Origin of the sequence: Mucilaginibacter sp. (genome assembly GCF_965225845.1) — a bacterium.
Lineage (GTDB): Bacteria > Bacteroidota > Bacteroidia > Sphingobacteriales > Sphingobacteriaceae > Mucilaginibacter.
The window spans coordinates 2,355,579-2,380,181 of the sequence record NZ_CBDDBL010000002.1 but is presented as its reverse complement, the minus strand read 5'-3'; the positions used below and the strand labels follow the sequence as shown (position 1 = coordinate 2,380,181).

At 39.3% G+C, this 24,603-nt stretch carries 27 protein-coding genes; 21 read left to right on the top strand and 6 right to left on the bottom strand.

Translation table 11 applies throughout. The features are described 5' to 3' along the window. Positions 1-84: 84 nt before the first annotated feature. The 9 genes from ACYZ0U_RS14855 (at position 85) to ACYZ0U_RS14815 (ending at position 8,319) form a co-directional block, all read left to right on the top strand. Positions 85-282 carry a hypothetical protein gene (locus ACYZ0U_RS14855; protein ID WP_461453325.1) on the top strand — a complete coding sequence of 66 codons (198 nt, stop codon included), beginning with the start codon at positions 85-87 and terminating at the stop codon, positions 280-282. A gap of 82 nt (positions 283-364) precedes the next feature. Continuing rightward, positions 365-931 (top strand): hypothetical protein, encoded by a 567-nt coding sequence (locus ACYZ0U_RS14850; protein WP_461453324.1) that lies wholly within the window; start codon positions 365-367, stop codon positions 929-931. 150 nt (positions 932-1,081) lie between these two features. Further along, a complete protein-coding gene (locus tag ACYZ0U_RS14845; protein ID WP_461453323.1) occupies positions 1,082-1,789 on the top strand; it encodes an ATP-binding cassette domain-containing protein in 708 nt (235 codons plus the stop codon). A gap of 16 nt (positions 1,790-1,805) precedes the next feature. After that, positions 1,806-2,462: a hypothetical protein gene (locus tag ACYZ0U_RS14840; RefSeq protein ID WP_461453322.1), complete on the top strand. Its 657-nt coding sequence runs from the start codon at positions 1,806-1,808 to the stop codon at positions 2,460-2,462. A gap of 16 nt (positions 2,463-2,478) precedes the next feature. Further along, positions 2,479-4,884 (top strand): gliding motility-associated ABC transporter substrate-binding protein GldG, encoded by a 2,406-nt coding sequence (gene gldG / locus ACYZ0U_RS14835; RefSeq protein WP_461453321.1) that lies wholly within the window; start codon positions 2,479-2,481, stop codon positions 4,882-4,884. A 37-nt stretch (positions 4,885-4,921) separates the two neighbouring features. Continuing rightward, positions 4,922-6,046, top strand: a complete 1,125-nt coding sequence (gene dnaN / locus ACYZ0U_RS14830) for a DNA polymerase III subunit beta (protein ID WP_461453320.1) — start codon at positions 4,922-4,924, stop codon at positions 6,044-6,046. A 109-nt stretch (positions 6,047-6,155) separates the two neighbouring features. Next, positions 6,156-6,890: a DUF4397 domain-containing protein gene (locus tag ACYZ0U_RS14825; protein ID WP_461453319.1), complete on the top strand. Its 735-nt coding sequence runs from the start codon at positions 6,156-6,158 to the stop codon at positions 6,888-6,890. Then, positions 6,887-7,630, top strand: coding sequence for a DUF4397 domain-containing protein (locus ACYZ0U_RS14820; RefSeq protein ID WP_461453318.1), 744 nt, complete (start codon positions 6,887-6,889; stop codon positions 7,628-7,630). Before ACYZ0U_RS14825 ends, ACYZ0U_RS14820 begins: the two co-directional genes overlap by 4 nt. Positions 7,631-7,677: 47 nt before the next feature. Next, the gene (locus ACYZ0U_RS14815; protein ID WP_461453317.1) at positions 7,678-8,319 is read left to right on the top strand and encodes a VTT domain-containing protein; all 642 of its coding nucleotides are present in this window, start codon (positions 7,678-7,680) and stop codon (positions 8,317-8,319) included. A gap of 25 nt (positions 8,320-8,344) precedes the next feature. Here the strand turns inward: ACYZ0U_RS14815 and ACYZ0U_RS14810 are convergent, their stop codons facing one another. Together ACYZ0U_RS14810 and ACYZ0U_RS14805 are read right to left on the bottom strand one after the other, a co-directional pair. Next, complete coding sequence (locus tag ACYZ0U_RS14810; RefSeq protein ID WP_461453316.1) at positions 8,345-9,307, bottom strand: zinc dependent phospholipase C family protein; 963 nt, start codon at positions 9,305-9,307, stop codon at positions 8,345-8,347. A gap of 4 nt (positions 9,308-9,311) precedes the next feature. Beyond that, positions 9,312-9,632, bottom strand: a complete 321-nt coding sequence (locus tag ACYZ0U_RS14805) for a phosphoribosylpyrophosphate synthetase (RefSeq protein WP_461453315.1) — start codon at positions 9,630-9,632, stop codon at positions 9,312-9,314. A 196-nt stretch (positions 9,633-9,828) separates the two neighbouring features. Here ACYZ0U_RS14805 and rpsT point away from each other — a divergent pair, with 196 nt between their 5' ends. From rpsT to ACYZ0U_RS14755, 10 genes are all read left to right on the top strand, one after another. Beyond that, the gene (rpsT, locus tag ACYZ0U_RS14800; RefSeq protein ID WP_461453314.1) at positions 9,829-10,083 is read left to right on the top strand and encodes a 30S ribosomal protein S20; all 255 of its coding nucleotides are present in this window, start codon (positions 9,829-9,831) and stop codon (positions 10,081-10,083) included. A gap of 147 nt (positions 10,084-10,230) precedes the next feature. Further along, complete coding sequence (locus ACYZ0U_RS14795) at positions 10,231-10,425, top strand: hypothetical protein (RefSeq protein ID WP_461453313.1); 195 nt, start codon at positions 10,231-10,233, stop codon at positions 10,423-10,425. A gap of 64 nt (positions 10,426-10,489) precedes the next feature. Continuing rightward, positions 10,490-11,197: a RadC family protein gene (gene radC / locus ACYZ0U_RS14790; protein ID WP_461453312.1), complete on the top strand. Its 708-nt coding sequence runs from the start codon at positions 10,490-10,492 to the stop codon at positions 11,195-11,197. A 592-nt stretch (positions 11,198-11,789) separates the two neighbouring features. Beyond that, a complete protein-coding gene (locus ACYZ0U_RS14785; RefSeq protein ID WP_461453311.1) occupies positions 11,790-12,017 on the top strand; it encodes a hypothetical protein in 228 nt (75 codons plus the stop codon). A 144-nt stretch (positions 12,018-12,161) separates the two neighbouring features. After that, positions 12,162-14,561, top strand: a complete 2,400-nt coding sequence (pheT, locus tag ACYZ0U_RS14780; RefSeq protein ID WP_461453310.1) for a phenylalanine--tRNA ligase subunit beta — start codon at positions 12,162-12,164, stop codon at positions 14,559-14,561. Between the two features lie 93 nt (positions 14,562-14,654). Continuing rightward, entirely contained in the window at positions 14,655-14,945 is a 291-nt protein-coding gene (locus ACYZ0U_RS14775) for a hypothetical protein (protein WP_461453309.1), read from the top strand. A gap of 21 nt (positions 14,946-14,966) precedes the next feature. Beyond that, positions 14,967-15,260 (top strand): cell division protein ZapA, encoded by a 294-nt coding sequence (locus ACYZ0U_RS14770; protein WP_461453308.1) that lies wholly within the window; start codon positions 14,967-14,969, stop codon positions 15,258-15,260. Between the two features lie 225 nt (positions 15,261-15,485). Continuing rightward, positions 15,486-17,051, top strand: coding sequence for a ribonuclease Y (gene rny, locus ACYZ0U_RS14765; protein WP_461453307.1), 1,566 nt, complete (start codon positions 15,486-15,488; stop codon positions 17,049-17,051). A gap of 69 nt (positions 17,052-17,120) precedes the next feature. Continuing rightward, entirely contained in the window at positions 17,121-17,654 is a 534-nt protein-coding gene (locus ACYZ0U_RS14760) for an Mpo1-like protein (RefSeq protein ID WP_461453306.1), read from the top strand. A 9-nt stretch (positions 17,655-17,663) separates the two neighbouring features. Continuing rightward, the gene (locus tag ACYZ0U_RS14755; RefSeq protein ID WP_461453305.1) at positions 17,664-18,170 is read left to right on the top strand and encodes a hypothetical protein; all 507 of its coding nucleotides are present in this window, start codon (positions 17,664-17,666) and stop codon (positions 18,168-18,170) included. Here ACYZ0U_RS14755 and ACYZ0U_RS14750 read toward each other — a convergent pair. After that, a complete protein-coding gene (locus ACYZ0U_RS14750) occupies positions 18,136-18,498 on the bottom strand; it encodes a response regulator transcription factor (protein ID WP_461453304.1) in 363 nt (120 codons plus the stop codon). The genes ACYZ0U_RS14755 and ACYZ0U_RS14750 overlap by 35 nt on opposite strands. 152 nt (positions 18,499-18,650) lie before the next feature. Next, positions 18,651-19,163: a hypothetical protein gene (locus tag ACYZ0U_RS14745; protein WP_461453303.1), complete on the bottom strand. Its 513-nt coding sequence runs from the start codon at positions 19,161-19,163 to the stop codon at positions 18,651-18,653. A gap of 148 nt (positions 19,164-19,311) precedes the next feature. Between ACYZ0U_RS14745 and ACYZ0U_RS14740 the strand changes: the two genes are divergently transcribed. Together ACYZ0U_RS14740 and ACYZ0U_RS14735 are read left to right on the top strand one after the other, a co-directional pair. After that, positions 19,312-20,205 (top strand): hypothetical protein, encoded by an 894-nt coding sequence (locus ACYZ0U_RS14740; protein WP_461453302.1) that lies wholly within the window; start codon positions 19,312-19,314, stop codon positions 20,203-20,205. Between the two features lie 285 nt (positions 20,206-20,490). Beyond that, positions 20,491-23,535: a protein O-mannosyl-transferase family gene (locus tag ACYZ0U_RS14735; protein WP_461453301.1), complete on the top strand. Its 3,045-nt coding sequence runs from the start codon at positions 20,491-20,493 to the stop codon at positions 23,533-23,535. A gap of 77 nt (positions 23,536-23,612) precedes the next feature. Here ACYZ0U_RS14735 and ACYZ0U_RS14730 read toward each other — a convergent pair whose 3' ends face one another. Continuing rightward, on the bottom strand, positions 23,613-24,134 hold the full coding sequence (locus tag ACYZ0U_RS14730; RefSeq protein ID WP_461453300.1) for a ferritin-like domain-containing protein: 522 nt from the start codon (positions 24,132-24,134) through the stop codon (positions 23,613-23,615). Between the two features lie 93 nt (positions 24,135-24,227). Continuing rightward, entirely contained in the window at positions 24,228-24,593 is a 366-nt protein-coding gene (locus ACYZ0U_RS14725; protein WP_461453299.1) for a response regulator, read from the bottom strand. Between the last annotated feature and the right edge of the window lie 10 nt (positions 24,594-24,603).

Sequence of the window (24,603 nt, the reverse complement as noted above, 5' to 3'; positions counted from 1 at the left end):
TGTGAGTCAAACTGCAAGAAAGTCAAAATAGCTATCCCCTCAAACAAAATCCCAGAAAAATAATTAACTATAAAACATTGTATTATGCCGCATACCGTAAAAATTATAGCCATATATCCCGTTACGCACGATGTTAACCATTACCGGGTTGAAAAACCCATGGGATTTACCTTTATTCCCGGACAGGCAATATATCTCTCTATCAATCCGATGGTTAAAGAAATCTCCGAAACATTGGAGAAATTAGGTGATAGTGCAGATTTGGTGGTTTTTGAGAAGTAATTAGCCATACAGGCAACATAATGTCAGCACTTATTTGAAATTTTCTGTGCATATTTGGATAAATAAACCTAATCCAATAAGCATGAAAAGGATTTTCTTTTGTTTCTTAGTTATCAACTTAGCCGCCTTTACGCTGGTTAAAGCGCAGTCTTCACAACCGGCATTGAGCTTAGGCACAGATGTGGGTTTTCCACTCAAAAACTATAAGGCTAATGTTGGCTTTGATGCCAAGGTTGAATTGCCACTATTGCAGAGTTTAAAACTGAAATTTAGTGCAGGTTATTCCGCATTAATTCCTGATAATAGGGTATATACTGTAGAGCCTGTTACATCACCTGTATGTGATGCTTGCACGATCAGTAATACTGGATCTGACCCGTCTTATCATTTTATTCCTGTAAAGGCAGGCCTGCGTTATTATTACTCCAGGTATTTTTATGTAGATGGTGATGCCGGAGCCGCATTTAAGGCTAATTATGTAGCAAACACATCCTTTATTTATGGCTTTGGTTTTGGTGTTTTGTTGCCTTTCGATGCGCATAATTCGCTAGACTTCGGTTTGAATTTTGAATCAGGCTATAAAACCATTTATTACAGTAGCCCCGAATCTCAGTTAGGTGTTAATTTGGCTTATAGGTATCAATTTTAATAACCGCTGTCCCTGTACTGACAAAACAGTGTCAGTACTTTTTTAAATTCCTGTGCGTAAATTTGGAGGTGAATTGAGGTGATTGGAGACCGAAGATAAAATCTTCAATCTCGTGTCTCATATCTCAAATCTAAAATCTATTTTTACCCCATGAGTATCCGTGTTGAATCCTTAACCAAAATTTACGGTAAGCAAAAAGCAGTTGATGGCATTTCTTTTTCGGCTGAGCCGGGTGTGCTTGGCTTTTTAGGACCGAATGGCGCAGGCAAGTCAACCACCATGAAGATACTTACCTGCTTCATCCCGCAAACATCGGGCACAGCTACCGTTTGCGGTTTTGATGTTGAAAAACAATCACTCGATGTTCGTAAACACATTGGTTACCTGCCCGAAAGTAATTCGCTTTACCTGGACATGTATGTAAAAGAATCATTGGGCTTTATCGCGGGTGTCCACAAAATTTCATCACCTGAAAAACATATTGCGGAAGTTATTGAGCAAACCGGTTTAGGACCTGAGCAGCATAAAAAAGTTGGTCAGCTATCTAAAGGTTATCGCCAAAGAGTAGGGTTGGCACAAGCCATCCTGCATAATCCCGAAGTGCTGATTTTGGATGAACCAACTTCCGGTCTCGACCCAAACCAATTGATCGGCATCCGAAACCTGATAACCGAATTGGGTAAAACCAAAACCATTGTGTTAAGTACCCACATTATGCAGGAGGTTGAGGCTGTGTGCGATAATGTGATCATCATTAATAAAGGCAAAATAGTGGCAAACGACAGCTTGCAAGGCCTGCGCGATCAAAACGACGGTAAATCGTTAGAAAATATTTTTATCGAGTTAACGAATAGATAACATAAATCTAATAATTATGAGATCAATTTATGTTAAATTATTATTGGCATGCTTGCTAAGTTTTGCAAGTTTGTTTGTTGCAGCTCAGGATAACAAGCCGGCTATCAGTATAGGCCCCGATTTGTTATTACCATTAAATACAAGTAACAATTATGCCCGCGATATTTATAAAGATGGCGTAGGCGCTGATATTAAATTTGAACAGCCGATATATAAAAACCTTAAAGTTACGCTATCTGCTGGCTTTGTAAGCTTTGGAGATAAACAGGTTTTGGCCACACCCGGTGTAATGTTTTATAATGTAAACCAGTCAAATACTGTTGAATCGAATAATACCTATAAACAATTACCTTTCCGGTTTATTCCTGTAACCGCCGGTTTACAATATTACCTGGTAAAATATGTTTACGTTGCAGGTACATTAGGCGATGCCATAAGATTTGGTGATAATAACGGAAATATTGTAACCGACGAAAACGGAAAAGTGATTAGCAATGGTAATAACGAGTATAGCTCATTTATTTGGTCGGCTGGTGCCGGTATAACTGCTCCTTTTGATAAGCATAACCTGATTGATTTTGGAGTGAAATATGAACGCGGTTTTAAAACTCCAACCGACGATTATAGCATGAGTGCAATTGGAATAAGGCTCGCCTATAAATATAATTTTTAAGCGCTAATTTTATAAAATGTACAGTATCCTAAAAAAAGAAATAACCTCGTATCTCAGCTCGCTGGTGGCTTATGTAACCATTGGCGTATTCTTAATTGTACTTGGCCTTTTTTTATGGGTATTCCCCGATTCAAGCATCCTGGATTATGGCTATGCGGGTTTGGATAGCTTATTCAGTACTGCGCCTTATTTGTTCATGTTCCTGGTACCGGCCATTACCATGCGATCATTGGCCGAGGAACGCCGTGAAGGTACTTTCGAGCTGTTACTTACCCGCCCGCTAACCGACTGGCAAATAGTAATCGGTAAATATCTGGCTAGTTTAATACTGATCTTGTTCGCACTGGTACCAACCTTGGTTTATTACTATTCAGTTTACAGCTTGGGCAACCCGGTTGGCAATATTGATACAGGTGCCGTTATCGGTTCATACATCGGTCTTTTTTTATTAGGCGCATCATTTGCCGCTATTGGTCTGTTTGCATCATCTATCAGCAAAAACCAGATCATCGCTTTTACAATCGCGGTGTTCCTGTGCTTTTTCTTCTACAGTGGTTTTGATTCTTTAAGCCAGATACTATCGCTTCAAAACCTGACGTTAGAAAACTTTGGCATTACCGAACATTACCAATCCGTAAGCCGGGGTGTTTTAGATACCCGCGACCTGGTTTATTTTATCGTTCTAGCCGGAATTTTCCTTTGGTTAACCCTGTTCGTATTGCTTAGGCAACGTCAAAAAACAGTATTCAATCAATTCACTTTTGGATGGATAGGCGTGCTGGTAGTATTGGCAATTATTTCAACCCTAACATTTACCCGTTTTGATTTTACCAAAGAGAAACGCTATACCATTTCCCCAATCAGTCGTGAAATTATGGGCGGATTATCTCAACCCATAAAAGTTACTGTTTATTTAAAGGGCGATAATTTCCCATCTTGGGCCAAACGGCTGCAACACTCAACACGCGATATGTTGAGCGATCTGCAAGCCTATACACATGGTAATCTGACCTATGATATCGTCGACCCGATTGCTGATATCAAAAACTTGCCGGACACCGCTCAAAAAGCGGTTTATGATTCTTTAGAAGCTAAGGGCATAGTTGGGCAGGGCTACAGTGTGAAAAATGATAACGGCATCTCGCAATTGTTGCTGTTCCCCGAGGCTTTGGTGCAGTACCAGGGTAAACAGATCGTGGTTAATTTAATGCAATCGCGCATTGGTTTGTCTGATGACGAAGTCGTTAACAACTCTATTCAAAATTTAGAGTATGCTTTTTCATCAGCCATAAAAAAAGTAACCAGTGGGGGCAAGCCCGAAATTGGTTTTACCGAAGGCCATAACGAGCTAAGCGATCTGCAGATAGAGGATGCCATGAAATCGCTGTCGGATGGTTTTGATGTGGGCAGGGTTGACCTGAAAACTATCCCGTTTGCCGGGTTAACAGGGATTAAGCTGTTGGTTATCCCAAAACCTGATAAGCCTTTTACCGAACAGGAAAAATATAAGCTTGACCAATACATTATGCGTGGCGGTAAAGTTTTATGGACGATAGACCAGATAAATGCCGAACTTGACAGCATGAAGGGCCATGGTGGCGAGGAAATGGCCTTCCCGAAACAACTAAACCTGGACGACCAGCTGTTTACTTATGGTGTTCGTATCAATTACGACCTGATAGCTGATATTGATTGCGCGCAGATCCCGGTAAGTACAGGCAGCGTTGGCGGACAGGCGCAGATACAAATGGTGCCGTGGTTGTTTTATCCGGTATTTATACCGCAGTCAAAAAATCCGATCGTTAAAAACCTGGATGGTATTCGCGGTGAGTTTGTGAGTACAATTGATACGCTGGCGGTAAAGGGCGTTAAGGAAACAGTATTGCTAACATCATCACCCTACAATAAAAAATTAAGTACGCCTAAACTGCTATCGTTGCAGGCATTAGAGCAGGAACCCGATCCAAAGGAATTCCAGAGCACGCCAAAAACCGTAGGTGTATTATTAGAGGGTGTGTTCCCTTCGGATTTCCTAAACAGGCCGGTACCTGATGGCATTGGTGAGCCTATACCGCAATTGCCGGTAAGTAGAGCCACCAAAATGATTGTGATAAGCGATGGTGATGTGTTTAAAAACCAGGTAAGTACCGATGGTTCTCCGTATCCATTGGGGTATGATCATTATAGCCAGCAAACCTTTGGTAACAAGAACTTATTGCTTAATATTGCCGATTACATGACCGATGATTCGGGCCTTATTGCGCTACGTACAAAGGAGATCCAGATCCGTTTATTGGATCGTGCCCGTGTCCGCGCCGAAAAATTAAAATGGCAATTAATAAATACAATTTTACCTTTGTGTTTGGTGTTAATATTTGCTATTTTTCAACATTATATTCGCAAGCGAAAGTATGCTCATTAAATTTTATACTTTTGATTGATTAATTATAATTTTATATATGAGATTCATTGTTTCTACATCAACATTACTCAAGCAACTGCAATCGGTTAGTGGCGCTTTAAGCAACAGTACCGTATTGCCTATATTGGAAAACTTTTTGTTTGAGATAAAGGATGGAAACTTAACCATTTCGGCAACTGACCTTCAAACCAGTATGACCACCTCGTTAAGCGTTGAAGCTAAGGAGAATGGGCGTATTGCTATACCATCGCGCATATTATTAGAAACTTTAAAGTCGTTACCGGAGCAGCCGGTTACTTTTTCGGTTGATGATGCTACTTTCGCTATTGAAATAAGCGCAGGCGATGGTAAATACAAGCTGAGTGGTGAGAATGGCGAGGATTTCCCTAAAATTCCAACGGTTGAAAATGCATCATCGGTAAATCTTCCGGCATCAGTATTAGGCGAAGCGATCAATAAAACCATCTTCGCTGTAAGTAATGATGAGTTACGCCCGGCTATGACAGGTGTTTTTTGCCAGTTGACATCAGATTCATTAACATTTGTAGCTACCGACGCACATAAATTAGTGCGTTATCGCCGTAAAGACGCTAAAGCAGCAAGCACAACATCATTCATTCTGCCTAAAAAAGCTTTAACGCTTTTAAAGTCGGCTTTACCAAGTGATGATGTAAATGTATCTGTTGAATATAACAGCACCAGCGCTTTTTTTAAATTTGGCAACATCAATATGGTTTGCCGTTTAATTGATGAGCGTTACCCTGACTACGAAGCTGTTATACCATTGAATAACCCCAATAAATTAAGCATCGACCGCCAGTCTTTTTTAGGATCGCTAAGCCGGGTTGCTATATACGCCAATAAAACCACACACCAGGTAAGATTAAAGATCAATGGCAGCGAGTTGAATATATCATCAGAAGATATTGACTTTGCAAACGAAGCGCACGAGCGTTTAAGCTGCCAGTATGAAGGTGATGATATGGAAATTGGTTTTAACGCACGGTTTTTGATAGAAATGTTAAAGAACCTTGCCTGTGAAGAAGTATCGCTGGAAATGTCGACACCTAACCGTGCCGGCTTATTGTTACCACAAGGAGGAGACGAGAACGAGGATGTGTTGATGTTAGTAATGCCGGTAATGCTTAATAGTTATGCTTAAGTTGTAAACTTAAATTATAAATCCAAGAATGAGTCCGGTGTAAAAACCGGACTTTTTTGTTCATCAAGATAACAAACACCCGCTATTTGCAGTTATATAGCATCACTATATGAATTTCAGGATATTTACGATATTATTTTTTGCAGCTGCAACAGGGTTTATTTCATGTACCAACAAAAATTTTGACCTGGTAACCCCATTGGATATAAATCCGCCGGAAGTGAACACGATTAACGCCACTGCCGATACCATTAATATTTACCAGAATGGCGTGCGTCAAAATTATACTTCGAGTATTTATCCCGGTGGGGCAACGGCATACATAGCTTTTACAAACGGTACACAAAATTTCTCCATAAAAAAATCAGGTACAGCGCCTGTTTTATTTAGTGAACAATTTATCATCAGCAGCAGGCAATTTTACTCATTTTTTGTAACAGGCACCTCATCCGGTGATATGTTTAAAACGATTGACGCCATTGATACGGCCGAAAGTGTTATTTCGGATTCTGCAGCTCATAACAACTATAACGTTGCTATGGTTAGGTTTGTAAACGCATCGGCAAATTCCGGAGCCTTAAGTGTTAATGTTAATACCGCTACGGCTACGTTTAGTAATATTAATTATGCTGGTTCAACCCCTTTTGTTCCCTTTAATGCATCAGTGCCCGAACATGTACAAGTATTTTTAGCTAACAGCACGACACCAAAAATTGATAGTGTCTTCACATTTCAAACAGGTATTATTTATACCTTATATACCCGCGGATCGTTAACCGGAACGGGTAATCAAGCATTTTCCATTAGTTTAGCTACAGATCCTTATATTCCGCCAAATCAATGATCAATATAAAAAAACATACTGCCAACGGGCTTTTGGTGTTAATTTTTACAACAGTATTTCTAACACCTTATATATCATCATGCGGTAAATCAGGTAATGCCAGTAGTGTAGGGCTAAACGTTCAATTCGAGGTTTTAAACCTGAGCCCTAACTTAAACCCGGTCAATTTGTACCTGAATTTCTTAAAGCAAAATACTGTTTCATATAGTTATCCGCTTGCTAACGGTTATTTTTATTTGAACACTATCGATACGCCTTTACAGATCAAATCTTCAGCTACCACATCAGCAACTCAAAACTTTTTTACTATACATAACCTGAATTTTCAGGCTAATCATAAATATTCTTTGTTTATAACAGGTGTTTATAATGTTGATACTGCATTAAGTACCCTTGTGCCAATATTTACCGAAGATGATTCAACCGCAATACCGAAAGTGGGCTACGGAAAAGTGCGCTTTGTTGATGCATCTATACAAAGTACAGGTATTGATGTTACCGCTAATGGTACCCTTGCATTTTCGGGTATTAAATTTGCGCAGGTTTCGCCATATGTTTTATTACCTGCAGGAAATTACGTTTTTCAAATGAATGCTACAGGTACACCAACAACAATTTTAAGCACAGCATTAGGTACCACTACCATTCAGGATGGTCGCTTGTATACGCTTTATGCCTACGGAATACCTTCACGCACCGATTCTGCTGCGTTTGGCGCAGGTATCATTATAAACAGGTAGGCTTATTGTAATATATATTTATATTTTTACTGAAAATTTAAAAGCATTTGGAACTAATAAAAAGCGCTATCGATTTTATATTGCATATTGATAAGCACCTGGAACATATCAGCAGCATGTATAAGGGCTGGACCTATCTTGTACTGTTTGCCATTATATTTGCTGAAACCGGCTTTGTTGTTACCCCATTTTTACCTGGTGATTCCTTGCTGTTTGCTGCAGGTGCATTAATAGCCAGCGGGAACTCGGGCTTGGATATATATTTAATGGGATTAATATTGATAGTAGCTGCATTTGCGGGCAATACCTTAAATTATTTATTAGGCGGATATTTTGGCCCTAAAGTATTTAAGGCAGATAATAAAATATTAAAGCTAGATTACTACCTGCGTACCAAAGCCTTTTTTGATGAGAATGGGGGCAAGGCCGTTATATTCAGCAGGTTTATGCCTATTATCCGAACTATAGCACCATTTGTTGCCGGCGTAGGCGGCATGCCATTTTTACGTTACAGCTTATATAATATTATTGGCGGTGCCTTATGGATCATCGTTTTCCTGTTTGCAGGTTACGAATTGGGCAACATTCCATTTTTAAAGGCACATATTTCTTTAATGGGCCTCATTATTATCGTCCTTTCGTTAATACCACCTATTTTGGCTTCGCTAAAAAAGAAGAAAAACCATTAATTATTTTAGGAAATTTATCAGAACGTTAATTCTTCTTAACATCTAACACTTTTCCGGCCCTGTAAAAAGTTTCTTCTTGTTGTATTTCTTTCTTTTGGTCGATGTTTAATGGTACGCCTATCAGCTTATTCAAATCCGGTTGCCCGGCATCAACCCAGGCAGAATACCAAAAACTACCCACCGATAATATGGATGCCCTAAACCTGCGTTGTACCATGCCATTCAGCATTTTTTGGTAGGCGAGGCTATATTCCTCGGAGTAATCCTGCACTTGTTTGCGCCCATGCTTAATCGTCGTATACTTTTTATCTGCAGGGAATGTTTTGCTCAGCATCCGCTCAAATCGTAATACCGAATCAACCTCAACAAAAGAGCTCTTGCAGATTCTGAAGGCTTCTTTCAACGGATCATCAATATATCTTGCCTTGCCGGCAAAGTAATTATAATGGTTGCCGAAAAGCTCGGGCAGGCGGCTTTCCCATAAAGCATGTATGCCGGTTTGGTTGGTGAGTTGCCCGTTATAATTCATCGTGAGATGCAGCGGTACATGCGCATCTGCCACGTAATGCCCTAAATTGGCCGATGTATTTAATATCTCGGTAGTATCGTGTGCCTTAAAGGCCTTTACCAGTTTATAGTAATTGTACTGGATTGCCCAGGGCACAGTTCCATATTTATCCAGCGTATCAGCAGTGTATTTATGTACGGCGTCGCCCCAGTTTTGAGGGATCTTACTGAACGGATTTTTACCATAATGGTCCGCATCTAAAAAGTGGTGCGGCGCTTCGGTGGAGTCAACATAGCGACGCTTGTCAGCACTTACGGCATGTTCGGTAATATATTCTATGTTGGCCTTATAAAAGCCGCTCATGGCTTTAGGTAAAGTGAAAACTGCCAGCCGGTTAATTCGGTAATGCGCGAAGAATCCCCACGAGGAACAGAGTAAAACCAATAATAACCCGCTGATCAACCTGCCGGCCTGCTTCATTTAATTACGATTGGGATTGCTGGTATTTGTAATGCAATTGTTTTAAAGTTTCTTCAGAGGCTTCATCTGATGATGCGCCGTAACCTGATACCAATACCCCTTTTAAGCCCGATTTATTTGCCAATGCATAAACTGTAGCTTCATCTCCCGGGTCGGATGGGCCTTCATAACGGTACACATCAACAATTTCAAATTCGTTTGCGGTATAGGCCTGGTCGCCAACAATCAGCTGGTTTTCTTTAAGGTTGAAGTCGAGGGTAAAACCTTGTTTTCTTAGTGCTTCAATAGCTTCGGTAACGGTTGCATAATGAAATTGCTGTTTCATAGGATAGGATGTATTATATTTGCAGATAGTAAATTTATAGTGTAAATGCTGTATAAGCAAATATTGTTTAGGTAAAACTATAGTTTAAAACGTTATTTTCGATGTTTAAAACTATTTTTAAAAAGGCATTTGATAATTTAATAAATCATCCTATATTTGCAGTCCTTAAATAAAAGTAGAATAATAAGGCTATACAATGGCAAATCATAAATCATCATTAAAAAGGATCCGCTCTAACGCTGCGAAGCGCTTACGCAACAGGTATCAGGCAAAAACCACCAGGAACGCCATCAAAAAATTAAGAACCTCAACTACTAAAGTTGAAGCAAGTGAACTTTTGTCAAAAGTGATCTCTATGCTTGACCGTTTGGCCAAAAAGAATGTTATTCACAAGAATAAGGCTTCAAACAATAAATCAAAGCTTACTAAGTTTGTAAACAACTTAAAGTAATCTACTCATATAATATTGCAAAAGGCGATGAATGATAAGTTCATCGCCTTTTTGCGTTTATTTATTTTCGCCTGATATACAGTTGGATATGAAATATTTTGTATATTTACATTCCAATTTTATTAATAATATCAACCGGGCTCTATCATGTCGAAATTTACTGCTGTTATTTTATGGCCTGTAGTATATGTGCTTGATGTATTGAGCTGGTTGTTTAGGTTTCAAACTTTTAAAGAAGCCCGTGATCTTTCAAACATTCTTTTTAAGCGTATAATGGCCCGCAATACCAAGGTGTTTGAGCGTGGCGGAAACGTCGGTTCCTCGATTTCTGCTGATAATTAATTGTTAGATTTTAAAATTTATTTTATTCAGCTATATTCACTGATTAGATTGAATTTTAAAAGCCATGCCTGTCACCAATCCTTACGAAAACAAGATCAGTATAAAAGCCTGGGCCGAAGAGGACCGCCCGCGCGAAAAATTGAGCGGACAAGGCCGCCGCGCCCTAACCGATGCTGAATTGATCGCCATACTGATCGGTTCGGGTAACCGGGATGAGTCGGCAGTTGAGCTGAGCAAGCGTATCCTGGCGCATTATGAGAACGACCTGAATATACTGGGCCGTGCTTCAATAGAAGAACTCTCCAAATTTAAAGGCATCGGCGAAGCCAAGGCAATTTCCATTATAGCCGCCCTTGAGATCGGCCGACGCCGGAATGATACCGAAGAAAAGCTACCGGAATTTGTTACCGGCAGCAGGGAAGCCTATAATTTCTTGAAACGTTTCCTGGTTGATTTGCCTCACGAAGAGTTTTGGGTGCTGATGCTGAGCCAGAATTGCAAAATATTAGGGAAGGAACTGATCAGCAAAGGAGGAATAAACGCCACCATTGCCGATCCGAAGATTATTTTCTCGGCTGCGTTAAGGTATTCGGCGGTAAATATTATGCTAACCCATAACCACCCGTCAGGAAGTTTAAAACCAAGTCAGCAGGATATCGAACTCACTAAAAAGATAGCTTCTGCTGGCAGGTTGCTGGATATTAAAGTATTAGATCATTTGATTATAACTGATAGCAGTTATTATAGCTTTGCGGATGAAGGGGTAATATAAATTCGATAGTTGTGGATAGGGTTACTTTAATGCATTTTAAGTATTAAAGTAAAACCTAACATCATGATAAAGCTATACTTTTTTTATTTCATCTTCGGATTTTACATGCTTTTTCAAAGCTATTTTATTTGGTATTTCAGAGGATTCAATGATGGAAACGCGGTAATTACATATATGTCATTATTGTCATCAATGCTATTATTTGTCGTTGTTACGGGGCTCTTGATATATTATCCGAGAATTGGCTTAATTACAGGGCTTATTGCTTTGGCAGGAGTTTTTCCTTTTGGAATACGATGGCTTATGTATAGATGCACAGTGGAAGGTCCAATTATACAAGGAGCCCAGAATCAAATAGTATTGTTAGCTACAGTATTATTTGTAATAGGGCTATCTTATTCACTAAAGCGTATTATTACTTATAATAGTTCCAATAATATTATTATTTTGAAACGACCTCTTAAATTAGTCCTTGCATTTTTTCCTGCATTTGTACTTTTAGTACTTATCATTTTATCATCAGTAAATCCTTAAAATATTAAAACATCCATAAAAATATATCGTTAACTTTATAAAACTAAAACAAACTACGATGATAACTCCAGGAGACGAAATACCATTAGACGATTCATACGAAAATGACCCGGAAGATCAACAGAGCCAGGAAGATATCCATTCCAACGGTTTTGATGAAGAGGATGAACCCGATTACGCCAGTTTAGATGATGATGTTGATCCGGCTGAATTGAAACAAGCTTATGATGCTTCAGAGCCATCGTACACGCTTGATTTTGATGATGAAGATGATTTGGATGACTAAACTTATTAATACTTGCTTCTATTAACTAGTTAGAAGCAAGTATTTTCATTAAATCCGAAATAGAACATCCGAATTCCTAAATAAGCTTTATCCTTTCAACCTTTCGCCTTAAATCCTATCTTTGCCGATTATCATTCTGTTATAATGAAGATATCTTATAATTGGCTCAAAGAATTTATTGATACGGACAAATCTCCCGAAGAAATTTCAACCATATTAACCGGCACCGGCTTAGAAGTTGAAAGTTTGGAGAAGGTACAGGCTATCCCCGGCGGTTTGGAGGGTTTGGTTATCGGGCATGTGAAAGAGTGCTCGGATCACCCCAATTCCGATCATCTGCACATTACTAAAGTTGACGTTGGCACCGGCGAGGACCTGCAGATTGTTTGTGGTGCGGCTAATGTGGCAGCCGGACAAAAAGTGGTGGTTGCCGTAGTGGGCGCCTATGTTCATCCGTTAGAGGGCGAAAAATTCAAGATCAATAAATCAAAAATACGCGGCGAAGTTTCTGAAGGCATGATCTGTGCCGAAGACGAGATCAGCCTGGGTACATCGCACGAGGGTATTATGGTTTTGGCTGATGATGCCGTTCCGGGTACTTTGGCTAAGCACTTTTTTAAAGTTAGCGATGATTACCTGTTCGAAATTGGTTTAACACCTAACCGTGCTGATGCGGCCTCGCATTTAGGTACAGCGCGTGATATTGCCGCTTTCTTAAAGATCAATGTTAAAAAACCTGATGTTTCGGCATTCAAGGTGGATAATAATAACCTGAAAATTGATGTTGTGGTAGAGAATACCCAGGCAGCGCCAAGATATTCAGGTATTAGTATCTCAGGCATCGAAGTAAAAGAATCACCGAAATGGTTGAGGGAGCGTTTGGCCGTTATCGGCGTGCGTTCCATCAATAATATTGTGGATGTAACTAACTATGTGCTGCATGAGTTAGGTCAGCCTTTGCATGCGTTTGATGCAGATGCTATTGCAGGTAAAAAAGTGGTTGTTAAAAATAGCACTGAGGGAACTACTTTTAAAACGCTGGATGAGGTAGAGCGTAAGCTTTCTGTCGATGATTTGATCATCTACGACGCTGAAAAGCCGATGTGTATTGCCGGTGTATTCGGCGGCGCAGATTCAGGTGTTAAACCATCAACCAAAAATATTTTCTTAGAGAGCGCTTATTTCAATTCGGTTTCTGTTCGTAAAACTTCCAAGCGCCATGGTCTAAAAACCGATGCCTCGTTCCGTTTTGAGCGTGGTACAGATCCGGATATGACGGTGTTTGCTTTAAAACGCGCGGCTTTATTGATCCAGGAAATTGCTGGGGGAACTGTTTCATCAGATATTTTTGATAATTACCCGGCACCGGTTGCACCGTTCGAGGTTGAGGTAACTTACCGCAATATAGACAGGCTGATTGGGCAGTCTATTACGCATGATGAGATCAAAGCGATCATCAACGGTTTGGACATCCGGATCGTTAATGAAACTGCCGAAGGATTATCATTAAAAGTGCCGCCTTACCGGGTGGATGTAACCCGCGATGTGGATGTGATTGAGGAGATCCTGCGCATTTATGGATACAACAATATCCATATCCCAACTCAGATCAGGGCATCATTAAATACATCTATCAGGCCTGATAAGGATTCGGTGCAAAACCAATTATCGGATATTTTAACCGCTAATGGTTTTAACGAGATCATGTCGAACTCGCTGACCAGGTCGGCTTATTCAGATAATTTAGATACCGCTGTTAAGATCTTAAACCCGCTAAGCAGCGATCTGGACGTAATGCGCCAAAGCATGTTGTACTCTGGCTTGGAAGCTGTTGCGTACAACCAAAACAGGCGCGCTGCCGATTTGAAACTTTATGAGTTTGGCAAGGTGTATAGCGTTCAGGAAGAAAAATATAACGAAACCCAGCGTTTCAGTATATTTATTACCGGTGCCAATACTGAAGAATCGTGGGCACAAAAGTCAAAGACGGTTTCTTTTTATAACCTGAAGTCGATTGTTGATGGTATCATCGAAAAACTGAATGTGAAAGATTTTACAATTGAGGATTCAACCTGCGAAAAGCTTGCTTATGGTTTACAATACATGCGTGGCAATAAGCAACTGGTTAAATTTGGTTCGGTAGCGGCATCGGCATTGAAAAAGGCTGATGTAAGCAAGGAGGTTTTTTATGCCGACTTTAATTTCGACCTGATCATAACCGTTGCCCGCAAAAATAAGATCGTTTACCAGGATATATCAAAATTTCCGGCTGTAAGGCGCGATCTTTCGATGCTGATCGATAAAAATGTAACATTCGGCGCATTAAAGCAGATCGCCCAAAAAACAGAGCGTAAGCTATTGAAAGAGGTGAATGTGTTTGATGTTTACGAAGGCGATAAATTACCGGCAGGCAAAAAATCATATGCGTTAAGCTTTATCATCGAGGATATAGAGAAAACCCTCACCGATAAAAATATTGATGCGATAATGCAGAAATTAATTTATAATTTAGAAAAAGAAGCAGGAGCTGAGATTAGGAAATAGTAGTGAATGGTGAATAGTTGATTGGCGAGCAGTAACTGTTTCCAATTAAAAAGAACCACTCACTTAATCAACCACTCTCCCAATCAACCAACCATGAGCCAGGTAGCAGAACAATTAAATAAAGTTATTGATAAAACCGAGAGGTTAATTGAGCTTTGTGCTGCTTTGCAGGAGGAGAACGACCTGCTGAAACTGGAGAATAACAGCTTAACAGCAGCGCTTAATGCCAGCAAAAATAAGACTAAGGATTTGGAGGAAAAGCTTCGTGTATTGAAGTTGGCAAAATCTTTTTCAGAAACAAATGAAAAAAGTGTTGATATTAAGCAAAAAATTAACGAATTTGTGCAGGAAATAGATAAGTGCATTGTGTTATTGAAAAAGTAACATAAATAGTGAAAAAGCTCAATGGGAGAAATCTCTATAAAAATAAATATTGCTGACAGAGTTTACCCCTTAAAGGTGAACATGGAAGAGGAAGAAATAATACGTAGGGCAGCTAAGCTGATCAACGACCGCATAAAGGAATACCAGGAGAATTACGCGGTTAGGGATAAACAGGATTTGCTTGCAATGAGTGTGCTGCATTTTGCAACATCATCATTAAAAGCGGAGAAGAAGGTTACTGTGGAGGACACGGATGTAGCCGATAGGGTTTACCATTTAGATCACTTACTGAACGATTTTTTTTCAAAGCAATAAACGTTCTTTACATAAAAACAGAGCATTTAAGATTTAACCGCAGTTAAATTTTGAGTTTCACTATTAAAAACTTAACGCTTCAATATTCAGCGGATCAAAGAGGCATGCGTTATTCGTCATACATTAACGGTAACCCATGGTCCCTATATCTGTAACGAAGTTTTTCAATACATGAACACTTAAAAATTAGTTGCGGTTTTTTTATTTATATAACCTAAAAAAAGAATGGATTCATCATTATATGCTATTATCGGGCTCCTGATCGGTGCCGGGATAGGCATTATTATCGGCCGTTTCCTGTTACGGAAACTTTTCAAGTCGCAGGAAAACCAGGCCCAGAACAAAGCGAAATTAATATTAAAGGATGCAGAAAATAATGCAGAGATCCTTAAAAAGAACAAATTGCTGGAAGCAAAAGAGCGCTTTTTACAATTAAAAGCCGAGCATGAGCAGGAAATTAACGCTAAAAACAACGCTTACAATCAACGCGAGAACAGCTTTAAACAAAAAGAACAATCCTTAAACTCTCGTTTGGAGAATGCGACACGCAAGGAAAACGAGTTGGATAATGTGCGTAAAAATTTAGAAAGACAAACTGAGATCGCTATTAAAAAGCAGGAAGAAGTTGAGATCCTGAAAAATCAGCACGTGCAGCAACTGGAAACTATTGCTGGCCTTTCTGCCGAAGAAGCGCGTAACCAGTTAGTTGATAACCTGCGCGAAGAAGCCCGCAGCAAAGCAATGGCGCAGATTAAGGATATTGTTGACGAAGCTAAATTGACAGCCACTAAGGAAGCTAAAAAGATAGTTATCCAAACAATACAGCGTACGGCTACCGAGGCTGCTATTGAGAATACCGTTTCGATCTTTAATATCGAAAATGACGAGATCAAGGGTAGAATTATTGGTCGTGAAGGCCGTAACATCCGTGCCCTGGAAGCCGCTACCGGTATCGAGATCATTGTGGATGATACCCCGGAAGCTATTATCCTATCAGGATTTGATCCGGTTAGGCGCGAGATTGCCCGTTTGGCAATGCACCGTTTGGTAACCGACGGCCGTATCCACCCGGCCCGTATTGAAGAGGTGGTTGCCAAAACCAAAAAGCAAATTGAAGAAGAAATTGTTGAGATAGGCGAACGTACCGTGATAGATTTAGGTATTACAGGCTTACATCCGGAGTTGATCCGGATGGTTGGACGTATGCGCTACCGTTCGTCTTACGGTCAAAATCTTTTACAGCACTCGCGCGAGGTGGCTAACTTTTGCGCTACCATGGCAGCTGAGTTAGGCTTAAACGTTAAGCTGGCTAAACGTGCTGGTCTGTTACATGATATTGGTAAGGTGCCTGATGATAACCCGGAATTGCCGCACGCGATTTTAGGTATGCAATTGGCCGAGAAATACAAGGAACACCCTGAAGTTTGCAACGCGATTGGCGCCCACCACGATGAGGTGGAAATGACCTCGATGTTGTCGCCGATAATCCAGGTTTGTGATGCCATTTCAGGCGCAAGGCCGGGTGCAAGGCGCGAGGTAGTAGAAAGTTACATTAAGCGTTTAAAAGAGCTTGAGGAGCTTGCTTTATCTTATCCAGGTGTTGAAAAAACATTCGCTATACAGGCAGGACGCGAGTTGCGTGTTGTGGTTGAAAGCGAAAAGATCAGCGATGCTGAATCAGAAGTTTTAGCTGCTGATATCTCCAACCGTATCCAAACTGAAATGACCTATCCGGGCCAGATCAAGGTTACGGTGATCAGGGAAACCAGGTCGGTTGCTTTTGCTAAGTAATAAAGCATAACGAACACCAAAATACCGGACGCCGAAGTACAACACTTCGGCGTTCATTATTCAATAACCGTGTCTAAAAAGAAAACAACCAAAGCCCAGCCAGTACCTGCTGCCAAGCCTGGCAGTATCGCATTTTACTTTGATAAATTTGCCGCCGCGCACCAGGATCCAACAAATATCCTGCTTCATATTATATTTATCCCGCTGTTATTTTTTAGTTTATTCGGCTTATTGTGGGCGATACCATTTCCCTACATCAAATTTTTGGGCCGGTACAATGCCGATTTTAACTGGTCATCATTTTTATTGGCGATAAGCGTATATTATTACTACAGGCTTTCACCTTTGTTAAGCTATTTTATGCTGTTTATAATGCTCGCGTATAGTTATCTCGTCATCTTGTTACTGCAATGGCAAAAAGCAGGAGGGCCGCCAATGGGTGCTTTATGCGGGTTGATATTTTTTGTAAGTTGTGCCGCGCTATATGGTGGTTATAAAAAGGAAAGTAAAAAGCTTTCGTTTGAGTATCAGTGCAAAAATATTTTGATAGCACCCTTGTTTTTAGTGCATTTGGTAGTGAAGCGGTTTAAGATCAAATACTAGTATATTAATATGTGGTTTCTTCCCGTCGAAAGTTTTATTATTAGAAGTGACTCTGATAGAGAAACTGTTATTAAGCAGATTGAAGAAAATATTAATCCGCCAATAAAATTCAGCCTTAAAAATATTTTTAAAAGGCCTGATCGTGAAAAATATTTTGACGGAAGTTATGATGGTAAGCGCTTTAGTCTAATTCAAGCTTTAAAGCAAGGGCAAAATTCTTTTCGTCCAATAATAAAATGCAAAGTAAATTCCGACGGTAAAGAATCTAAGGTTAGCATAGTGATGTACATACATCCTGTAGCGATCTTGTTTTTATTGTGGATATTAATCCTGTCGACAGGATCAATTATTATATTTACATCAAATCAGAAATTTAAACCTGATTCAACTGGATACATCATGTTTTTAGTTTGTTATTGTTTGTTCACTTTCTTGTTTAAATATGAGGCCTTAAAAGACAAAAAAGAACTAAATAATATAATTAATCCAATATCAAATTATTCACCTTTTCAGTAAGCTCTTCCAACCCGAAAGGTTTGGCAATTACATCATCACAACCCCAGGCAGATAAGTTCTCATCTTTATTTACATAAGCAGAGCAGATGATTACCGGAATATGACCAAGTTTAGGATCTGTTTTTAATTGCCTGCAGATTTCGTAGCCGTTTTTACCCGTCAAATGATAATCTAAAATGATCAGATCAGGCTCAAAGTTTTGAGTATCACTGATGATCTCTTTGCTGTCGAGCGCAACTTTAACTTCATATTCCTGGTAAACCAATGCTTCCTGCATAACGTCAAGAATATCCTGATTATCATCTATCAACAAAATTCGCTTCTGCATAAATTAAATGTTGCGGTTTAAGGTACAAACGAAATTTTTAAAGGTAAAGTGTGAACGTTTTTGCCTATAACAAATACTTTACAGAGTGATGTCAAAATGCAATAACATAAAAAAGAGGATGCCAGTTAAACATCCTCTTTTTATTCAATAAATTACGCTTTGTGTAAATGGCGTTTAACACCATCGCGATGTGCTTCGCGGATGTCTCTTTTCAGATCTTTCTTTTCAGTTGCAGCGGCAGCTTGTGCAGCTTGTGCGCCTGTAATATTACCGGCTTTAACGTCTGCCTGTTCGGTAGCCCTGTCAGCTTTTAGGTCAGCTTTAGCGGTTACCACTTTTTTAACATCAGCAATCTTTACTTCTTTGGTAGCTAATTTAACAGGATGGGCAATGCCTTCACTTTTTAAAGTGGCTTTGTCAGCTTTTATGTCTGCTTTATCAACCTTTGCAGCAGCCAGGTCAGTTTTTGCAGCAGCTAAATTGCCTTTGTTAATTTCAGCTTTAGCCTCAGCTTTTTTGTTGTCATACGCACGAACATCCTGACGCAGGTCTTTCATCTGTGTTTTTACAGGAGGGGTTGTTGATGTGATTGTTGCCGGTGTTGTTTGCGCAAAAGCGGCAGCTGAAAACATTGCAGCTACGGCAAGTAATACGATCTTTTTCATTGTTTTAGTTTTTTTATAATGATTGATAATTAATTTACACTTACAGACTATATATTAAATAGATAGTTTAATATTATTAAATATATTTTTATATTAAACTATTACATATTATTGCCGTCTAATATCATTATTAACTTAAAATACCCCTATGCATGCTAGTTACAAATCCCTGCTAATTCTTTTATTTTTAAGTATTGTTGTAAATGCTTACTGTCAGAAAACTGCTGATACTACTTCGGCAGCAACTATTTTAAATCCTGCAAAAGAGAAATCGACCATCAAAATTGGAGCTGATTACATGAGCAATAATGTATTTATGGGCCGAACAGGGTTAATAACCACTCCAATTATTAGCCCAACTGCTAAATATACCTTTGGTTTTGGCCTGTATGTATCAAGCGATGCGGACTTTTTGCCGGATAACAAAAAAAATAAGTTAGATGGTGGTAACCTAACTGCCGGATATGATTTTGATATTACTGATAATTTATCAGGTGGAATATCTTATAGTAAGTTATTTTACAATGCAAACAGCACACTCATCGGATCATCTATAACAAATACTTTTGACGCTAACCTCGATTACAACATTGCTAATATTATTACACCCAGCGTTACGGCCGACTATAATTTAAACAGTGGGGCAGCCGGAGATTTTTTTCTGAACATTAGTGTATCGCATGATTTTATTATTGAACGTCCGTTTGCAAGTAATGATGCTTTTATTATTTCACCTACTATCGCTACTAATGTAGGCACACAAAACTTTTATAATGCATATATCCAGAAAAAGGTTTTTAAAAATAAGAAAGTTAGTGCGGCAGTTACCAAATTTGAAACAACTTTAAGCCAGTTTAAAACACTTGATTACGAATTTTCTGCCCCGCTTGAATACAAAATTGGGGTGCTTATTATCCAATTTACCCCGACGTATGCCGTAGTGCAAAACGGGTTCAAATCCGCTGCTGTTGCAAAGGCAGTTGGTTTGTCTAACAATAACGATGTTGTATACTTTGATGCCGGCCTGGCGTTCAAATTTTAAAATAAATACCTATGCCATGGTTGCTTAATCTTGGTATAGGTAAAAAATTGTTCCCTATTAGGCAAGTGTATGTCTATCCCTCTTTTTTTATCTGTTTAATAGCATACAAATCAGTGTTTAATAAATGAAATATTTAATTAAGTAAGCCTCAAAAAAATTATGATATTCGCACTTTATTAAAACTAAAAAGTTAATTACTGTTAAATACAGTTTTTACACGAGCAATTTTTTAAAAATAAGCTATAAAAATGCTGATATTTACCCCTGCTTTTAAATTCCTTATACATGCAATACAAGAAAATTAATAATTTATTAGGCTGGTTATGTTTTGCTATAGCCTCAATTACTTATATCATGACGCTGGAACCCTCAGTGAGCTTTTGGGATTGCGGCGAGTTCATCTCCTGCGCCTATCGCTTACAAGTAGCTCACCAGCCTGGTTACCCGGTATTTGCTATGCTCGGTAAAGCTTTCTCTCTATTATCATTGGGCGATACCACCAAAGTGCCATTTTTTACCAACATGGGTTCGGCATTGGCAAGTGGCGGTACAATTATGCTGTTGTTTTGGTCGATAACCGCGCTATCTAAAAAATTACTTGCCTATAAGGAAAGCGAAGATGCAGATCAGTCAAAATTATACATGATCATGGGTGCTGGCTTAGTAGGTGCCTTGGCATTTGCTTATACCGATACCTTTTGGTTCTCGGCTGTTGAAACCATCGTTTTCGCCTGGTCATCATTCTGTACCGCGCTGGTATTTTGGGCGATATTGAAATGGGATGCTCACGCAGATGAGCCGGGTGCCGATAAATGGATCATATTTATAGCTTATGTAATTGGTTTATCTATTGGTATCCACTTATTAAACTTATTAACCATACCTGCACTGGCTTTGGTTTATTACCTGCGCAGAACAAGGCAAATCACTTTAAAGAATGCACTTTTAGCCATATTAGTTGGTATAGTAATATTAGTATTTGTTCAATATGGCATCAGAAACTACACTGTTGTGGGTGCGGCTCACTTCGACCTGTTCTTCGTTAATACATTGGGATTTGGTTTTGGTAGCGGAGCGCTTGTATTCTTCATACTTTTGATCGCCGTACTTGTAGGTGGTATATATTATAGTGTTAAATACAAAAAGCCAATACTTAACCTGGCATTTTTATGTTGTACCTTTATTTATTTTGGTTATAGTTCATTTGCTTATATCCCGATCAGGGCTACTGCTAATCCTGACCTGGATAACACCCACCCTGATAATGCATTTACCTTAAACAGCTACTTGAACCGTGAGCAATATGGCGAAACACCATTGTTATACGGCCCATATTTTGATGCGAAACCAATAGATCAAACCGAAGGTGCTACCATTTACCGCAAGGGAAAAACCAAATATGAGGTATCTGGTAAAAAGCAAAACCTGGTTTACGACCATACAACTATATTACCACGTATTTATAGTTCTGAAGGGCAAGACCCTGAATTTTATAAAGAATGGCTGAGGATACCTGACGGGCAAGCTCCGAATTTTTCAGATAACTTAAAATTCCTGTTCAGCTGGCAAATTTACCAGATGTATTGGCGTTATTTCTTTTGGAACTTTGTAGGCCGTTACAGCGATGCCGACGGACAAAGTAATATGGCAGGTGTTGATGGTAATTGGACATCGGGCATATTTGATGGTGGTAAGCATTTACCAAAATCAATTGTTGGTGGCGATCCCTCAAGGCCTTTAGAAGGAGTAACTTATACGCCATTATTTGCATTGCCTTTAATAATTGGCTTATTCGGTTTAATATTCCATTTTAACCGCCGCAGGGAAGATGCCCTGGTGGTAACCCTTTTATGGTTCTTTACAGGTTTAGCGATCATTATGTATGTAAACCAGCCATCGGTACAGCCACGTGAGCGTGATTATAGCTATGTCGGATCATTTTATGCATTCTCTATCTGGATAGGTATGGGCGTAATTGCTATTGCTGATCTGCTCCGAAAAAAGATCAGCGCGAAAACAGCGGCTTTTGCTGCAACTGCTGTTTGTTTATTGGCGGGCCCGGTTGTGTTAGCTAAAGAAGAATGGAAAGACCATGACCGTTCAACTAAAATGACCCCGCATGATATGGCCTATAATTACCTGATATCATGCCCTAAAAATGCGATATTATTTACCTACGGCGATAATGATACTTACTCGTTATGGTATGACCAGGAAGTTGAAGGCATAAGGCCGGATGTACGCATAGTGAACCTGAGTTTGTTCACCGGCGACTGGTATATTAAACAGATGACACATAAAATGAATGAGTCGGCGCCATTGCCTATAACCATGCCTTTTGAAAAGTATGAAGATGGTGTGCGCGACGTAATTTATTTTGATGACCGAAAAGTGCCGGGATATACAGAATTGAGTGATGTATTTGATTTTATATCATCAGATAACCCGGCTACAATGGTACAGTATCAAAGTGGCGAAAGTGCCAATTACTTACCTACCAAGAATTTCAAGATCACTATTAATAAAGACGAGGTCATCAAAAATGGCGTTGTGCCTGATAGCCAGCGTAGCAAACTGACAGATACGCTGAAGTTTAAATATACATCAAACTATGTAATGAAGGATAACCTGGCTATGTTTGATATATTATCACATAATCATTGGAAACGCCCTATTTGTTTTACCGTAACAGTTGGCCCTGAAAATCTGATAGGTTTACAGCCTTACCTGTACAAAGAAGGTTTTGTTTATCACTTGATACCGTTTACACCGGATACAGCCGAAAAAGGCGGTGCGGAAAAAACTAACCCAATGGTGATGTATGATAATGTGATTAACAAGTTTAAATGGGGTAATTTTAAAACTGCCAAATACCTTGATCATGAATCAGTATATATGTTTTACCCGGTAATGCTAACTACCTTCCTTGATTTGACCCAGGGATTAATAGCGCAGAACCGCCCTGACCTTGCTTTAAATGTATTAAAGAAATACGATCAGGAAATGCCTGATCTAAACCCGTACATTGATGTGGAAGGCAGGAAGCTTTACCTTGCCCAGGCTGCTTATAAACTGAATGATATAGTATTAGGTAATAAGATCACCAATGATATTGATGATTTCCTAACTGATCAGTTAGATTATAATTATTACCTGTTGCAAAATAACAGCGATCAAATTAGTCCGCGGGATATTAATATAGGCGTACAAATTATTGGTGCCTTAGCTGAATTTACTAAGGACGCTCATCAACCATCATCAAATAAATTAGCTGCACAGTATAAAGATTATACAAGTAAATTTGCCAGCATTTTAAGTAGGCAACAATAATAAAATTCCAATAAAAAAGCCGCTCCCAATTTTGGGAGCGGCTTTTTTATTGGCTACAGCTAATTGCTTTAATTATGTTAGCCTTCAATTTTTGAAGTTTCTTTTTCAATGGATTTTGCTATCGCTGCTTTTGCAATGGCATCATCACGCAAGGCTTTAATGTTATCATGCGAGGCCTTAAGCTCTTTTAAATGGTGGCTTAATAAACTCACCACTGTTTCGTCTTTCCAAATTAACTCTTTATCGTCGGCCGCGTTTCTGTAAGCTGCGTTAGCGACATCCTCGCCATATTCGCAATCGGATAAAATTGAAACCGCATCTTTTTTTGTAAACCTGGCTTTAACATCAATCCATGTATGGTAAAATTTACCTGCAATAGTAGTTCCGCTGGCAGGGTCACCACCCAAAACGTGTATATGATCTTTTAATTCGGAATTGTATTTTTTGCTGTCATCAGCATAATCCTCAAAAAGTTTTTTTAAGGTCGGATCTTCTGTGCCTTCAATAGCTTTTTCGTAGCCGGTAATGCGATCATTATTTATTTTTATCAGGTCGTTAAGCGCTGATATCTGGTGCTCTATATGTTGTAAAATTCCCATGGCAGTAAATGTTTGTTATAAATTATAACGGGCACTGCAATTAATTGTTTTTAGTAATACTGTAATTAAACAGCTAATGAATTGTATAATAGGCTAATTGGTGAGTTCTTCAATTTTCTGTAAAAGCTCATTCATCTCAAATGGCTTCGCCAAAAAATCATTCGCGCCCGCATCCATCGCTGATTGCCTGATGTCGCGGCTTGCTGAGATCATAATAATAGGGATTTTTTTAGTAAGCGGATCCTGTTTGAGCTTTTTACAGATATCCCTGCCATCCTCGCCCGACATCCAGATATCTAGCAATAACAAATCAGGTAGTTCATCCCTCATATCCAAAACTGTACTGCCATCAACCGTCGAGGTAACTTGATAGCCCTCAAATTCCAGTATCATTTCAACAGCGTCAACAATTCCCGGATCATCATCCGCAATCATTATTTTCTTATGCTTTAAGCTCATTTGTTTCGGC

Excerpts from the sequence above, each read along its gene's own strand:
- ACYZ0U_RS14840 (WP_461453322.1), top strand. The coding sequence starts at position 1,806 with ATGAGATCAATTTATGTTAAATTATTATTGGCATGCTTGCTAAGTTTT.
- ACYZ0U_RS14725 (WP_461453299.1), bottom strand. The coding sequence starts at position 24,593 with ATGAGCTTAAAGCATAAGAAAATAATGATTGCGGATGATGATCCGGGA.
- radC (WP_461453312.1), top strand. The coding sequence starts at position 10,490 with ATGCCTGTCACCAATCCTTACGAAAACAAGATCAGTATAAAAGCCTGG.
- ACYZ0U_RS14795 (WP_461453313.1), top strand. The coding sequence starts at position 10,231 with ATGTCGAAATTTACTGCTGTTATTTTATGGCCTGTAGTATATGTGCTT.
- rpsT (WP_461453314.1), top strand. The coding sequence starts at position 9,829 with ATGGCAAATCATAAATCATCATTAAAAAGGATCCGCTCTAACGCTGCG.
- pheT (WP_461453310.1), top strand. The coding sequence starts at position 12,162 with ATGAAGATATCTTATAATTGGCTCAAAGAATTTATTGATACGGACAAA.
- ACYZ0U_RS14785 (WP_461453311.1), top strand. The coding sequence starts at position 11,790 with ATGATAACTCCAGGAGACGAAATACCATTAGACGATTCATACGAAAAT.
- ACYZ0U_RS14810 (WP_461453316.1), bottom strand. The coding sequence starts at position 9,307 with ATGAAGCAGGCCGGCAGGTTGATCAGCGGGTTATTATTGGTTTTACTC.
- ACYZ0U_RS14735 (WP_461453301.1), top strand. The coding sequence starts at position 20,491 with ATGCAATACAAGAAAATTAATAATTTATTAGGCTGGTTATGTTTTGCT.
- ACYZ0U_RS14745 (WP_461453303.1), bottom strand. The coding sequence starts at position 19,163 with ATGAAAAAGATCGTATTACTTGCCGTAGCTGCAATGTTTTCAGCTGCC.
- ACYZ0U_RS14850 (WP_461453324.1), top strand. The coding sequence starts at position 365 with ATGAAAAGGATTTTCTTTTGTTTCTTAGTTATCAACTTAGCCGCCTTT.
- dnaN (WP_461453320.1), top strand. The coding sequence starts at position 4,922 with ATGAGATTCATTGTTTCTACATCAACATTACTCAAGCAACTGCAATCG.
- ACYZ0U_RS14820 (WP_461453318.1), top strand. The coding sequence starts at position 6,887 with ATGATCAATATAAAAAAACATACTGCCAACGGGCTTTTGGTGTTAATT.
- gldG (WP_461453321.1), top strand. The coding sequence starts at position 2,479 with ATGTACAGTATCCTAAAAAAAGAAATAACCTCGTATCTCAGCTCGCTG.
- rny (WP_461453307.1), top strand. The coding sequence starts at position 15,486 with ATGGATTCATCATTATATGCTATTATCGGGCTCCTGATCGGTGCCGGG.
- ACYZ0U_RS14845 (WP_461453323.1), top strand. The coding sequence starts at position 1,082 with ATGAGTATCCGTGTTGAATCCTTAACCAAAATTTACGGTAAGCAAAAA.
- ACYZ0U_RS14770 (WP_461453308.1), top strand. The coding sequence starts at position 14,967 with ATGGGAGAAATCTCTATAAAAATAAATATTGCTGACAGAGTTTACCCC.
- ACYZ0U_RS14805 (WP_461453315.1), bottom strand. The coding sequence starts at position 9,632 with ATGAAACAGCAATTTCATTATGCAACCGTTACCGAAGCTATTGAAGCA.
- ACYZ0U_RS14855 (WP_461453325.1), top strand. The coding sequence starts at position 85 with ATGCCGCATACCGTAAAAATTATAGCCATATATCCCGTTACGCACGAT.
- ACYZ0U_RS14825 (WP_461453319.1), top strand. The coding sequence starts at position 6,156 with ATGAATTTCAGGATATTTACGATATTATTTTTTGCAGCTGCAACAGGG.
- ACYZ0U_RS14775 (WP_461453309.1), top strand. The coding sequence starts at position 14,655 with ATGAGCCAGGTAGCAGAACAATTAAATAAAGTTATTGATAAAACCGAG.
- ACYZ0U_RS14740 (WP_461453302.1), top strand. The coding sequence starts at position 19,312 with ATGCATGCTAGTTACAAATCCCTGCTAATTCTTTTATTTTTAAGTATT.
- ACYZ0U_RS14730 (WP_461453300.1), bottom strand. The coding sequence starts at position 24,134 with ATGGGAATTTTACAACATATAGAGCACCAGATATCAGCGCTTAACGAC.
- ACYZ0U_RS14750 (WP_461453304.1), bottom strand. The coding sequence starts at position 18,498 with ATGCAGAAGCGAATTTTGTTGATAGATGATAATCAGGATATTCTTGAC.
- ACYZ0U_RS14755 (WP_461453305.1), top strand. The coding sequence starts at position 17,664 with ATGTGGTTTCTTCCCGTCGAAAGTTTTATTATTAGAAGTGACTCTGAT.